Below are 13,647 nucleotides of genomic sequence, written 5' to 3'. Positions count from 1 at the left end.
GACCGTCCGGACCCTCGTCAGAGGGACGTCGAAGCGGTGACGTGCACGGGACCGGCGACGAAGCCGAGGCGCTCGTAGATGCGCCCGGCGCCGCTCGGGTTCTCCGCGTCGACGTGCAGCACCGCAGCGGACAGCCCCGCGGCCCGGATCGCCCGCAGCGCGGCGTCGAGGACGATCGGCGCGAGTCCCCGCCCGCGCGCGGCTCGCACCACGCCGACCCAGTGCACGTAGCCGTACGACCGGCCGCGGGCGGCGAAGGCGTCCGGGTCGACCTCGACGATCGCGAACGCGACGATCTCGCCGTCGGCGTCGAGCACGACGCGGCCGAGGTCCGGGCGGCTCGTCGGCGCGGTGAGGAACCCACGCCAGTCGGACGCGACCATCGGCTGCGACCCCCAGTGGTCACGGAAGGCGTCGTTCTTGGCGACGCGCAACGCCTCGATGTCGTCGACGCTCGTCGCTCGCACGACGTGTCCGTCGGGCAGCGCCGGCGCCACGACGTCGGTCCGGCCGTCGAGGACCACCTCCATGTCGACCCAGTTCCGCACCGGCTCGAACCCGGAGTGCGCCGCGAGCGCGAGCGCACCGGAACCCCGCGGTGCCCCGACCTCGATCGTCGCGGGCAGGTCGAGGTCGAGCGTGGCCAGACGCTGTCGTGCCCGACCGACCTGCCACGCGAGCACGCGGCGACCGATGCCGCGTCCGCGCAGCGCCGGGTGCACGGCCCCGTCCAGCACCGCCCGCGCGGCGGTGACCCGGGACGGGACGTCGATGACGATGCCGTAGGCCTGCACATGCCCCTCAGCATCGACGCCGACGATGGTGTCCCGAGCGACGTCGAGCCCTTCCGTGGACAACGTTCGTTCGAAGTCCGATGTGGACGGACGAGCGTGCGGATCGTCCACCGCGGCGGCCGCCACCGCCACGGCGTGCACTGCCTCGATGTCCTCGAGCGTGCCCGACCGGAACGTCAGGCCGCCCACGGACGTCGGCGGTTCGAGGTGGGCGGGGGCAGTGATCCGTTCGCGCAGCGTCGCCATCCGACCAGCCTGCCAGTCCCCGCGGCCGTCGCCCACCGGAAAGTGCTCGACGTGTCGGGCTGCGCCGGGACATGATGAGTCATGGACATCACGAGTGTGACCGTGGGGCTGCCCGTCACCGACATCGAGGCGTCCTGCCTCTGGTACGGCGCCGTGTTCGAACGCGCCGAACCCGACCTCGAGCCGGAGGACGGCATCGCCGAGTACGAGGTCGGCGGCATCTGGATCCAGCTCTACGAGGACGAGCACGCCGAGGACAACCCGGTGACGCTCCGGTTCGGCGTCGACGACGTCGCCGCGCAGCACGCGCGCATCGGCGCACTCGGCATCGACATCGGCCCCGTCGAATGCGTCGACGGGGCGATCGACTGGTTCGACGTCCGCGACCCCGACGGCAACGTGCTCAGCCTGTTCTCCCTGGTGGACGAGAAGGGCCGCACCGCGTGACCACCTGACCGACTGGGCCCACACGGCCGGCCGGCACCGCGCCTCCAGTCCGGCTCGCCGTCGCGAACGCGCGCCGCAACGGCGAAGGGCCCCGCATCCTGACGGATGCGGGGCCCTTCGTGCGTCAGCTCAGGCTCAGTTGTAGGTGCCCGGCGTGAAGTCGTCCGACGAGAAGCTGTCGAAGTCGACGAAGCTCAGGTCGGCGTCCGAGAACGACGAGTCGTCCGCGAAGATGCGGTTCGGGTACCGCTCCGCCTTCGCTTCCTCGGTCGCGTTCACGTCCACGTCGCGGTACCGGCTGAGGCCCGTCCCGGCGGGGATGAGCTTACCGATGATGACGTTCTCCTTGAGGCCGACGAGGTGGTCCTGCTTGCCCTCCATGGCCGCCTGCGTGAGGACGCGGGTGGTCTCCTGGAAGGACGCGGCGGACAGCCACGACTCGGTCGCGAGGGACGCCTTGGTGATGCCCATGACCTCCTGGCGAGCGGAAGCGGTCTTGCGACCCTCCTGCAGCGCCGCACGGTTGAGCTCGTTGTACCGCGAACGGTCCACGAGCTCGCCCGGGAGCAGGTCGGTGTCGCCGTGGTCGACGACGGTGACCTTGCGGAGCATCTGGCGCACGATGACCTCGATGTGCTTGTCGTGGATCGGCACGCCCTGCGAGCCGTACACGTCCTGCACACCGTTGACGAGGTGCTTCTGGACCTCGCGCACACCCTTGACCCGGAGGACCTCCTTCGGGTCGACCGTGCCGGCGATGAACTGCTCGCCGAGCTCGACGTGCTGGCCGTCCTCGATGAGGAGGGTCGCACGCTTGAGCACCGGGTAGATGAACGGCTCGTCGCCGTTGTCCGGCGTGAGGATGATGCGACGACCCTTGTCGGTGTCCTCGATCGTGACGCGGCCGGGGGCCTCGGCGATCGGGGACGCGCCCTTCGGGGTGCGCGCCTCGAACAGCTCGGTGACACGCGGCAGACCCTGGGTGATGTCGTCCGCGGACGCCGAACCACCCGTGTGGAAGGTACGCATCGTCAGCTGGGTACCGGGCTCACCGATGGACTGGGCGGCGATGATGCCGACCGCCTCGCCGATGTCGACGAGGTTGCCCGTGGCGAGCGACCGGCCGTAGCACTTCGCGCAGACACCGACGCTCGACTCGCAGGTCAGGACCGAGCGCACCTTGATGCTCTCGACGGCGGCCGCGATCAGCTTGTCGATGAGGACGTCACCGACGTCCTCGCCGGCCTCGGCGACGACCGTGCCCTGCGCGTCCACGGCCGGGGTAGCCAGGGTGCGGGAGTACACGGTGTTCTCGACGCGCGGGTCGCGGACGAGCTTGCCGTCCGCACCGACCGTGGCGATCGGGAGCTCGAGGCCCCGGCTCGTGCCGCAGTCGTCCTCACGGATGATGACGTCCTGCGACACGTCGACGAGACGACGGGTCAGGTAGCCCGAGTCGGCGGTACGGAGGGCCGTGTCCGCCAGACCCTTCCGGGCGCCGTGCGTGGCGATGAAGTACTCCGCCACGGTCAGGCCCTCGCGGTAGGAGTTGATGATCGGGCGGGCGATGATCTCACCCTTCGGGTTGTTCACCAGACCACGCATACCGGCGATGTTGCGCACCTGCAGCCAGTTACCACGAGCACCCGACGAGACCATGCGGTTGATGGTGTTGTCGACCGGGAAGTTGTCGCGCATCTCCTGCGCGATCTCGTTCGTGGCCTCGGTCCAGATCTTGATCAGGTCGGCGCGGCGCTCCGCGTCGGTGATCAGACCCTTGTCGAACTCGCCCTGCACCTTGGCGGCCTGCGCCTCGTAGCCCGCGATGATCTCCTTCTTGCGAGGAGGCGTCACGACGTCGGAGAGCGCCACGGTCACACCGGAGCGCGTGCCCCAGTAGAAGCCCGCGTCCTTGATCCGGTCCAGCGCAGCGGCCGTCTCGGTCTTGGAGTAGCGCTCGGCGAGGTCGTTGACGATCGCGGAGAGCGTGCCCTTGTCGGCGACCTTCTGGACGAACGGGTAGTCCGCCGGGAGGGTCTCGTTGAAGAGCGCGCGACCGAGGGTGGTCTCGACCAGCACCGGCTCGCCCTGCACGTAGCCCTCCGGCGCCTCGCCCTCGGCGAAGTACACGTCGGACATGCGGATCTTCACGAGCGCGTTGAGGTGCAGCGTGTTCTGGTCCTTCGCGAGGATGGCCTCGGCGACGGAGGAGAACGCACGACCCTCACCCACGGCGCCCTCGCGGACGGTCGTGAGGTGGTGCAGACCGATGATCATGTCCTGTGCGGGCAGGGTCACCGGACGGCCGTCGGACGGCTTGAGGATGTTGTTCGACGCGAGCATCAGGATGCGGGCCTCGGCCTGGGCCTCGACCGACAGCGGCAGGTGCACGGCCATCTGGTCACCGTCGAAGTCCGCGTTGAACGCAGCACACACGAGCGGGTGGAGCTGGATGGCCTTGCCCTCGACGAGCTGCGGCTCGAACGCCTGGATGCCGAGACGGTGCAGCGTCGGCGCACGGTTCAGCAGCACGGGGCGCTCGCGGATGATCTCCTCGAGCACGTCCCACACCTGCGGACGCGAACGCTCGACCATGCGCTTGGCCGACTTGATGTTCTGCGCGTGCGACAGGTCGATGAGGCGCTTGATCACGAACGGCTTGAAGAGCTCCAGCGCCATCTGCTTGGGCAGACCGCACTGGTGCAGCTTCAGCTGCGGGCCGACGATGATGACCGAACGGCCCGAGTAGTCGACGCGCTTGCCGAGCAGGTTCTGGCGGAAACGACCCTGCTTGCCCTTGAGCATGTCGCTCAGGGACTTCAGGGCGCGGTTGCCGGTACCCGTGACCGGACGACCACGACGGCCGTTGTCGAACAGCGCGTCGACCGCTTCCTGCAGCATGCGCTTCTCGTTGTTCACGATGATCTCGGGGGCACCGAGGTCGAGCAGGCGGCGGAGACGGTTGTTGCGGTTGATCACACGACGGTAGAGGTCGTTGAGGTCACTCGTGGCGAAGCGACCACCGTCGAGCTGCACCATCGGGCGGAGCTCCGGCGGGATGACCGGCACGACGTCGAGCACCATCGCGGCCGGCGAGTTGCCGGTGGCGAGGAAGGAGCTGACGACGCGGAGACGCTTGATCGCGCGGATCTTCTTCTGGCCCTTGCCCTCGGCGATCTGCAGGCGCAGCGCCTCGGCCTCGGCGGTCAGGTCGAACGCCTCGAGACGCAGCTTGATCGCCTCGGCGCCCATGTAGGCGTCGAAGTAGATCCCGAAGCGGTCCTGGAGCTCGTGGAAGACGGCGTCCTCGGGCTTGAGGTCGCCCACCTTGAGGTTGCGGAAGTCCTCCCACACGCGCTCGAGGCGGGTGATGTCCTCGTCGAACGACTTGCGGACCTGGGACATCTCCTTCTCGGCGGTGTCCTTGGTGCGGCGCTTGACGTCGGCCTTGGCGCCCTCTTCCTCGAGCGCTGCGAGGTCGTCCTCGAGCTTCTTGAGGCGGTCGGCGATGATCGAGTCGCGCTGCCCCTCGAGGTTCTTGATCTCGAGGCGCATCTCGTTCTCGAGACCGGGCATGTCGGCGTGACGGCCCTCTTCATCGATGTCGATGATCATGTACGCCGCGAAGTAGATGACCTTCTCGAGGTCCTTCGGCGCCATGTCGAGGAGGTAACCGAGGCGCGACGGGACGCCCTTGAAGTACCAGATGTGCGTGACGGGCGCGGCGAGCTCGATGTGGCCCATGCGCTCACGGCGGACCGAGGACTTGGTGACCTCGACGCCGCAGCGCTCGCAGACGATGCCCTTGAACCGGACACGCTTGTACTTGCCGCAGGCGCACTCCCAGTCGCGGGACGGACCGAAGATCTGCTCGCCGAACAGACCGTCCTTCTCGGGCTTGAGGGTGCGGTAGTTGATGGTCTCCGGCTTCTTGACCTCGCCGTACGACCACTGGCGGATGTCCTCGGCCGTTGCGAGACCGATCCGCAGTGCGTCAAATGAAGTTGCTTCGAGCAATGTTCTTCTCTCTAGCTGGATTCGTTACGAGTACGGGCGGGATCAGATGTCGTCGACGGACGACGACTCGAACCGCGAGGAGATGTTGATGCCGAGCTCTTCGGCGGCACGGAAGACCTCGTCGTCCGTGTCGCGGAGGCTGACCGCCTGGCCGTCGGCCGAGAGGACCTCGACGTTCAGGCAGAGCGACTGCATCTCCTTCATGAGGACCTTGAACGACTCCGGGATGCCCGGCTCCTGGATGTTCTCGCCCTTGACGATCGCCTCGTAGACCTTCACACGGCCGAGGATGTCGTCGGACTTGATCGTCAGGAGCTCCTGGAGGGCGTAGGCGGCGCCGTACGCCTCGAGCGCCCACACCTCCATCTCACCGAAGCGCTGTCCACCGAACTGCGCCTTACCACCCAGCGGCTGCTGCGTGATCATCGAGTACGGACCGGTCGAACGGGCGTGGATCTTGTCGTCAACCAGGTGGTGCAGCTTGAGGATGTACATGTAGCCGACCGAGACGGGCTCCGGGAACGGCTCACCCGAGCGGCCGTCGAAGAGCTGCGCCTTGCCGGACGAACCGATCAGGCGCTCACCGTCGCGGTTCGGCAGCGTGGAGTCGAGGAGCCCCTCGATCTCGCGCTCGTACGCACCGTCGAACACCGGGGTGGCGACCTTCGTGCCCGGCTCCGCGTGGCGGGCGGCCTCGGGGAGGGCGGACGCCCACTCCTGGATGCCCTCGACGTTCCAGCCCTGCTTCGCGAGCCACCCGAGGTGGATCTCGAGGACCTGGCCGAAGTTCATGCGGCCGGGGACGCCGAGCGGGTTCAGCACGATGTCGACCGGAGTGCCGTCGGCGAGGAACGGCATGTCCTCGACCGGCAGGATCGTCGAGATGACGCCCTTGTTGCCGTGACGACCGGCGAGCTTGTCGCCCGCGGTGATCTTGCGCTTCTGGGCGATGTAGACGACCACGCGCTGGTTGACGCCCGAGCCGAGCTCGTCGTCGCCGTCCTGCGCGTCGAACACCTTGACGCCGATGATCGTGCCCTCTTCACCGTGCGGCACCTTGAGCGAGGTGTCGCGCACCTCGCGCGACTTCTCGTTGAAGATCGCGCGGAGCAGGCGCTCCTCGGCGGAGAGCTCGGTCTCGCCCTTCGGCGTGACCTTGCCGACCAGGATGTCGCCGGGGCGGACCTCGGCGCCGATGCGGATGATGCCGCGCTCGTCGAGGTCGGCCAGGAGGTCCGGGCTGACGTTCGGGAGGTCGCGGGTGATCTCCTCCTTGCCGAGCTTGGTGTCGCGGGCGTCGACCTCGTACTCCTCGATGTGGATCGAGGAGAGCGTGTCGTCCTTCACGAGGTTCTGCGACAGGATCATCGCGTCCTCGTAGTTGTAGCCCTCCCACGGCATGAACGCGACGAGGAGGTTCTTGCCGAGCGCGAGCTCGCCGTTCTCCGTCGCGGGGCCGTCGGCGATGACCTCGCCCTGCTCCACACGCTCACCGGCGTTGACGATCACGCGGTGGTTGTAGCTCGTGCCCTGGTTCGAGCGGTCGAACTTGCGCAGGTAGTAGGTCTGCGTGCCGCCCTCGTCGAGCTGCAGGGTCACGGCGTCGGCCGAGACCTCGGAGACCACACCGGCCTTGTCGGCGGTGACGACGTCGCCGGCGTCGATGGCCGTGTAGCCCTCCATGCCGGTGCCGACGAGCGGCGACTCGGAGCGGAGGAGCGGGACGGCCTGGCGCTGCATGTTCGCACCCATGAGGGCGCGGTTCGCGTCGTCGTGCTCGAGGAACGGGATGAGCGACGTCGCGACCGACACCATCTGGCGCGGGGAGACGTCCATGTAGTCGACCTCGTCCTTGCCGACGAGCTCGACCTCGCCGCCCTTCTTCCGGACGAGGACCTTGTCGTCCGCGAAGTGGAAGTCGTCGGTCAGCGGGGCGTTCGCCTGCGCGACGACGAAGTCGTCCTCTTCCGACGCGGTGAGGTAGTCGATGTTCGTCGTGACCTGACCGTTGACGACGCGACGGTACGGGGTCTCGATGAAGCCGAAGGAGTTGATCCGACCGAAGGACGCGAGCGAGCCGATCAGACCGATGTTCGGGCCTTCCGGGGTCTCGATCGGGCACATGCGGCCGTAGTGCGACGGGTGGACGTCGCGGACCTCGACGCCGGCACGCTCACGGGACAGACCACCCGGGCCGAGGGCCGACAGGCGACGCTTGTGCGTCAGACCCGCGAGCGGGTTGTTCTGGTCCATGAACTGCGACAGCTGGGAGGTCCCGAAGAACTCCTTGATCGCGGCGACGACCGGACGCACGTTGATGAGCGTCTGCGGCGTGATGGCCTCGATGTCCTGCGTGGTCATGCGCTCGCGGACGACGCGCTCCATGCGGGACAGACCCGTGCGGACCTGGTTCTGGATGAGCTCGCCGACGGCGCGGATGCGACGGTTGCCGAAGTGGTCGATGTCGTCCACGTCGAGGCGGAGCTGGACGGGCTCGCCGTCGCGGACGCCGTCGATGGTGGTCTTCTCGGCGTGCAGCGACACCAGGTACTTGATCGTCGCGACGATGTCCTGGACGGTCAGCACCGAGTCGGTCAGCGGCGCGTCGATGCCGAGCTTGCGGTTGAGCTTGTACCGGCCCACCTTCGCCAGGTCGTAGCGCTTCGGGTTGAAGTAGAAGTTGTCGAGGAGCGCACGCGCGGCCTCGGCAGCGACCTGCTCGCCCGGACGGAGCTTGCGGTAGATGTCCTTGAGCGCCTCTTCCTTGGTGAGGATGGCGTCCTTCTCGAGGGTCGACTCGATCGAGGCGAAGCCCTTGAACTCGTCGAGGATCTCCTCGCTGGTCAGGCCGAGGGCCTTGAGGAAGACCGTGACGGACTGCTTGCGCTTGCGGTCGATGCGCACGCCCACCTGGTCGCGCTTGTCGATCTCGAACTCGAGCCAGGCACCACGCGAGGGGATGACGCGGGCGGAGTAGATGTCCTTGTCGGACGTCTTCTCCTGCTGGCGCTCGAAGTAGACGCCCGGCGAGCGGACGAGCTGCGAGACGACGACGCGCTCGGTGCCGTTGATGATGAAGGTGCCGCGCTCGGTCATGAGCGGGAAGTCGCCCATGAAGACGGTCTGCGTCTTGATCTCACCGGTCATGTGGTTCATGAACTCGGCGTTGACGTAGAGCGGGGCGGCGTAGGTCTTGCCACGCTCCTTGCACTCGTCGATCGAGTACTTCGGGTCCTCGAGCTCCGGCGACGTGAAGCCGAGCTGCATGGTCTCGCCGAGGTCCTCGATCGGGGAGATCTCCTCGAAGATCTCCTCGAGCCCGGAGTGCAGCGCGAGGTCGGTGCGACCCTGCTCCTGTCCTTCGGCGAGGCGGGCCTTCCAGACGTCGTTGCCGACGAGCCAGTCGAAGCTCTCCGTCTGGAGGGCGAGCAGATCCGGAACCGTGAGGGTGTCCGTGATCTTGGCGAACGAGAGTCGCGAGTGGTTGCGACCGTTCTTGGGGTTGGTGGATGCGTTGGGCGCAGCAGCCAAGGGTGTGACCTCCGGTAGGCCCCGTCGGGCCGGTACTGACGAGCAGCACGTAGGTGAGTGGATTGATCGCTCGGCGCACCCCTCGAGGACACGCGATCACGTGACGGCCGGTGAGCTGAGCACGTGTGCGATGATCTGGGTGGACGGGCCCCGCCGACATATACGGGACCGGCCTCACCAGGGCTCGTTCATGATGAACGTTGCGTCGACCGCAATATGACGACACGGATGCCAGGGAGCGCGAACTGCCATCATAGGTCGGGCTCGTCGCGGATGTCCAGTCCTGGCTTGACCGAATTCGGCAGTGACGTGTATAAGCCCGTGGACCGACCTGGTGTTCCCGCCGGTGACCCCGCTTCCACGGCGCGTCGGACGGCGCTCGGGGCGCCGCACCCCGGCGTCAGCGCAGGGCGCGGAACGCTTCCTCGGGCTGCCGGGTCCGGACGAAGGTCACACGCCCGCGGTCGTCGGTGAACTCGATCCCCAGCCCGGGCGTGAGGATCAGCGCGCGCACGCCGTGCCCGACCCGGAGGCCGATCCCGCCGTAGGTCGACGCGTCCGCCTCGACGAGACGGACGGCTGCGATGCACCGACGGGCGATGCGCCGCGGAGGGAGCGGACGGAAGTGCAGGACGACGTGCGTGTCCGTCACGGTGAACCCGGTCCGGGCGACGAGGAGCAGGACGCCGACCGCGACGCCGACGAGACCGGGCACGAGCAACGCCGCCTCCGGTCCGTTCCCCGGCCAGCCGAGCACGGCTGCGGTGAGTCCGAGCCCACCGACCAGGAGCACGGCGCCGACGACGCGCATCCAGCCCGGTGCGTGCTCGCCGTCCGCGTGCAGCGGCACCGCGCCGTTCGACGGCCGGGAGGCGCGGGTCGTCGGTGCGGGTCGGGTCGCCGTGATCAGGGTGGTCGGGAGGCTCATCGTGTCGGTCATGTGGTCGGCTCCTGCGGATTCGTGGTCCGGTCTGCTGCACTCATATTTTACATAGCGCACGCAATGTGTTCAATGACCGTGGAGGATCGGTCACGGGCGACGCGGGCGAGCAGGGTGACTCGGGCACGCCGACGACGCGCACACGCTCCGGTGGCGGGGTCGCCGGGCGGACACGCCGCGGTCACGAGCAGGGTGCGGAAGCGCGGGTGTGGGGCACTGCGCGACTCGACGCACCGAGGTGACGACCCGGTGAACGGTAGGCGACGACCCTTGACGTCCGCTGGTCGTCCATGTGTACGCATTCATCGGGCCGGTGCGCCCACCGGGAGCGCCCGCCGGGTTCAGCGCAGGACGAGTGCGACGGCCTCCGCGCGGGAACGGACGCCCAGCTTCGTGAACACCTGGTTCACGTACGACTTCACGGTCGGCACCGTCAGGAAGAGCTCGGCGGCGATCTCGGGGTTCGACCGACCCTCGGCGATGCGCTCCAGCACGTCAGCCTCGCGCGGCGTGAGGTCGGGGAACCGGTCCCGCAGTCCGACGGCGGGAGCGGGTGCCGCGTCGGGCCGCCCGGCGGCGAGCTGTGCCACGAGCCGCGCCCCGACGGTCGCGTCGAACGTGGACTGGCCGGAGGCGACGGCACGGATGGCCGTGGCGATCTCGCCGCGGCCGGCGTCCTTCGTGAGGTAGCCCCGGGCCCCGGCGCGCAGGGCGGTGACGATCGACTCGTCGTCCGCGTAGGTCGTGAGCACGAGGACGGCGACGCGGGGGTGGGCCGCCGTGATCTGCGCGGTCGCGGTGGGGCCGTCCACGCCGGGCATCCGGAGGTCCATCAGGACGACGTCGGGAGCTTCACGGGCGACCGCGTCGACCGCCTCGGCGCCGTCGGACGCCTCACCGACCACCTCGAGGTCCGGCACGAGCGAGAGCACCGTGACCAGCCCGTCCCGGACGATCGCCTGGTCGTCGACGACGAGCACGCGGATCGTCACGACGACTCCTCCGCCGCGTGGGCCGGATCGACCGGCAGGTGCATCGCCACGACGAACTCGTCGTCGGACCGCTCCGCCTCGACCGTCGCACCGCTGCCGAGTTCGTCGAAGCGCTCGCGCATCCCGAGCAGGCCGTGCCCGCCGCCCGACAACGGGTTCGCGACGACGACGTCCACGGCGTCGCCGTCCCGGATGACGGACAGGGTCACGCCCGCGGCCGGGGCGTGCCTGCGGGCGTTGCTCAGCGCCTCCCGGACCACCTGGACCACGGCGTCCCGGTGGGACGCGTCGAGTGCGGTGAGCGCGGTGTCCCCCTGCGTCACGATCTCGCCGCCGAACGAGCGGTGCGCTTCGACGAGGGCCGCCAGGCCGGTCGACGGCTCGGTGGACGGACGGGAGGGACGGACCACCTCCGGCGCGCTGCGCACGTCGGTCTCCGGGTCGTCCCGTAGGGCGTGCACGGCTCGCCGTGCCTCGGCGAGTCCGTCGGCCGCGAGGGTGCGGGCGTCGCCCGCGCGCTTCCGTGCCTCGTCGACGCGCCCCGCCTCCAGCAGGGCCTCGACGGCGTCGAGCTGCAGCACGAGGCCGCCGAGTGAGTGCGCGAGGACGTCGTGGATGTCGCGGGCCGCACGGGACCGGTCGGCGAGGAGCCGGGCTCGCTGCTGCTCCTCCTCGGCCTCACGCGCCCGCACCGCGGCGACCCGGAACTGGCGACGGCTGAAGCCGATGAGGACGCCCATGACCAGTCCCCCGGCGGTGCCGAGGACGAACTGCACCGAGACGCCGTCGATCCACGCGGACGCGGCGATCACCACGACGGCACCGAGGGCGGCGACCGACGAGGCCCACACCGGCGCCCGCAGGTTCGCGCCGATCAGGACGATCCCGACGATGACGGGCACGATCATGAGCGAGACCGTCGGGACCACCGTCAGGGCGCCGGCGGCGACCATCACGACACCGGCGACGACGAGCACGCGCGTCGTCCGGCCGAACTCGCGGGCCGCCCACGCGGCGAGCGCCACCGCCCCGAGCACCCACACCCACGCCGGGTGGTGCAGCGCGAGGCCGTTCTTCACGAACCAGAACCCGACGATCGCGATGCCCAGGGCGTTGAGGCCCCACGCGGCACCCGAACGCGACCGACCTCCGGTGAGGTCGGTCGGGTCCTGGCCGGTCAGCAGGGTCACCGGACCATCATGCCGCGGGTCCGCCGGTCGCCGCGGGGGATGCGCTGGTCGAGGACGACGGCGCGGGCGGCACGGTTCAGCGCCAGGACGAGCAGGATCGTGCCCGTCGAGGTGAGCAGGTGGGCGCCGAGGTGGCCGCCGAGGACGTCGAGTCCGACACGGACGGCGAGGAGGACGATCCAGAGCACGGCGCCGAGCAGTCCGGTGCGGGACTGGAGCGTCCGGCCCTTGCTGTCCGGGGTGCCGACGGTCCGGAAGCGGGTGATGCGCCCCATGGTCAGGCCGACGGCGATCGTGATGAGCGCCTCGATGCCGAGGAACACGACGTCGGTGGTGGTGATGGTGGCGGCCGTCTGTGCGAGGACGACCACGCCGACGATCGCCATGATGACCGGGGTCCGCCAGATGCGGGTCGGGTCGAGGTACTGCCAGGTCGCCTGGCGGTAGCCGAGGAACACGACGAGCGCGATGCCGATGAGGATGTTCGCGACGAGCTGGACCGACATGTGCGTGCCTTTCGAGGAGGCCGGCGGGGCCTTCCCGACCGGTGGGACCAGCCTCGTTCGACGGCGTCCGCGCGCACACCAACCACGGGTGGTGGCACGGGTGGTGATCGCACGTGGTGTTCCATGGGGGCCATGGCAGATGCGTTCGACGGGTTCCGGATCGGTGCGGGCTACGCGGTCGTGGAGCCGGACCGGCACCGGCCGGGGTCGTACACGCTCGTGGTGGACGGCACGCCGCAGTCGCACGTCGACCTCGACGACCCGACGCACCTGGCGTTCGAGTACATCCGTCGCATCGGCCACGCCATCGATCTGCTGCCGCCCGGGCCCGTGACGGCGCTGCACCTCGGCGCCGGGGCCCTGACGCTCCCCCGCTACGTCGCCGTGACGCGGCCCGGGTCACGGCAACAGGTGATCGAGCTGGAACGAGACCTCGTCGACCACGTCCGGGACGCACTGCCGTTCCCCCGCGGCGCCTCGATCCGGGTGCGGTACGGGGACGCCCGTGCCGTGCTCGAGAAGTTGCCCGCCGGACTCCGCGGGACGGTCGACCTCGCCGTCGTCGACGTGTTCGGCGGATCACAGATCCCGGCGCACGTGACGAGCATCGAGTTCTACCGGTCGGTGGCGTCCTTCCTGTCGCCGACCGGCATCGTCGCGGTGAACGTCGCGGACGGGGCCGGGCTGGCGTTCGCGCGCGGCCAGGCGGCGACCCTGCAGGCCGTGCTGCCGTCGGTGGCGGCGGTCGCGGACACCGGGATGCTCAAGGGTCGGCGGTTCGGGAACATCGTGCTGCTGGGCTCCCCGACGGACCTGCCCGTGGCGGACATGCCCCGGCGGTACTCGTCGGACCCGATGCCGGCGAAGGTCGTGCACGGGGCCGAGCTCCGGGCGTTCATCGCTGGCGCACCGATCGTCACGGACCAGACGGCGGTGGCGTCACCGGAGCCGAACCGGAGCGTCTTCGGCGGCTGATCCCGCACC

9 protein-coding genes are annotated in these 13,647 nt (G+C 69.3%); 2 read left to right on the top strand and 7 right to left on the bottom strand.

Features of this window, described 5'->3' with window-relative positions:
• Window positions 1-17: 17 nt before the first annotated feature.
• The gene (locus tag ACTJKO_RS06515; protein ID WP_440686905.1) at window positions 18-1,040 is read right to left on the bottom strand and encodes a GNAT family N-acetyltransferase; all 1,023 of its coding nucleotides are present in this window, start codon (window positions 1,038-1,040) and stop codon (window positions 18-20) included.
• A gap of 81 nt (window positions 1,041-1,121) precedes the next feature.
• Here ACTJKO_RS06515 and ACTJKO_RS06510 point away from each other — a divergent pair, with 81 nt between their 5' ends.
• On the top strand, window positions 1,122-1,487 hold the full coding sequence (locus tag ACTJKO_RS06510; RefSeq protein ID WP_440686903.1) for a VOC family protein: 366 nt from the start codon (window positions 1,122-1,124) through the stop codon (window positions 1,485-1,487).
• Window positions 1,488-1,622: 135 nt separating this feature from the next.
• Here ACTJKO_RS06510 and rpoC read toward each other — a convergent pair whose 3' ends face one another.
• The 6 genes from rpoC to ACTJKO_RS06480 all read right to left on the bottom strand — a co-directional run bounded on the left by rpoC (window position 1,623) and on the right by ACTJKO_RS06480 (window position 12,663).
• Entirely contained in the window at window positions 1,623-5,504 is a 3,882-nt protein-coding gene (gene rpoC, locus ACTJKO_RS06505; protein ID WP_440686901.1) for a DNA-directed RNA polymerase subunit beta', read from the bottom strand.
• Between the two features lie 42 nt (window positions 5,505-5,546).
• Window positions 5,547-9,035: a DNA-directed RNA polymerase subunit beta gene (gene rpoB / locus ACTJKO_RS06500; protein ID WP_440686899.1), complete on the bottom strand. Its 3,489-nt coding sequence runs from the start codon at window positions 9,033-9,035 to the stop codon at window positions 5,547-5,549.
• 400 nt (window positions 9,036-9,435) lie between these two features.
• A complete protein-coding gene (locus ACTJKO_RS06495; RefSeq protein WP_440686897.1) occupies window positions 9,436-9,975 on the bottom strand; it encodes a hypothetical protein in 540 nt (179 codons plus the stop codon).
• 341 nt (window positions 9,976-10,316) lie between these two features.
• Window positions 10,317-10,967: a response regulator transcription factor gene (locus ACTJKO_RS06490; protein ID WP_440686895.1), complete on the bottom strand. Its 651-nt coding sequence runs from the start codon at window positions 10,965-10,967 to the stop codon at window positions 10,317-10,319.
• Window positions 10,964-12,157, bottom strand: a complete 1,194-nt coding sequence (locus ACTJKO_RS06485) for a sensor histidine kinase (RefSeq protein WP_440686893.1) — start codon at window positions 12,155-12,157, stop codon at window positions 10,964-10,966. Before ACTJKO_RS06485 ends, ACTJKO_RS06490 begins: the two co-directional genes overlap by 4 nt.
• Window positions 12,154-12,663, bottom strand: a complete 510-nt coding sequence (locus ACTJKO_RS06480; protein WP_440686891.1) for a hypothetical protein — start codon at window positions 12,661-12,663, stop codon at window positions 12,154-12,156. Before ACTJKO_RS06480 ends, ACTJKO_RS06485 begins: the two co-directional genes overlap by 4 nt.
• Window positions 12,664-12,795: 132 nt before the next feature.
• Here ACTJKO_RS06480 and ACTJKO_RS06475 point away from each other — a divergent pair, with 132 nt between their 5' ends.
• Complete coding sequence (locus ACTJKO_RS06475; protein WP_440686889.1) at window positions 12,796-13,638, top strand: spermidine synthase; 843 nt, start codon at window positions 12,796-12,798, stop codon at window positions 13,636-13,638.
• Window positions 13,639-13,647 lie beyond the last annotated feature (9 nt).

Origin of the sequence: Curtobacterium sp. 22159 (assembly GCF_052045775.1) — a bacterium.
Taxonomy (GTDB): Bacteria; Actinomycetota; Actinomycetes; order Actinomycetales; family Microbacteriaceae; genus Curtobacterium.
The sequence above is the reverse complement of the archived record's forward strand: the minus strand, read 5'-3'. Positions and strand labels throughout refer to the sequence as shown.

What these genes read in the sequence shown, in the direction of transcription:
- ACTJKO_RS06475 (WP_440686889.1), top strand. Translation starts at nt 12,796, where the DNA reads ATGGCAGATGCGTTCGACGGGTTCCGGATCGGTGCGGGCTACGCGGTC.
- ACTJKO_RS06510 (WP_440686903.1), top strand. Translation starts at nt 1,122, where the DNA reads ATGGACATCACGAGTGTGACCGTGGGGCTGCCCGTCACCGACATCGAG.
- ACTJKO_RS06480 (WP_440686891.1), bottom strand. Translation starts at nt 12,663, where the DNA reads ATGTCGGTCCAGCTCGTCGCGAACATCCTCATCGGCATCGCGCTCGTC.
- ACTJKO_RS06515 (WP_440686905.1), bottom strand. Translation starts at nt 1,040, where the DNA reads ATGGCGACGCTGCGCGAACGGATCACTGCCCCCGCCCACCTCGAACCG.
- ACTJKO_RS06495 (WP_440686897.1), bottom strand. Translation starts at nt 9,975, where the DNA reads ATGACCGACACGATGAGCCTCCCGACCACCCTGATCACGGCGACCCGA.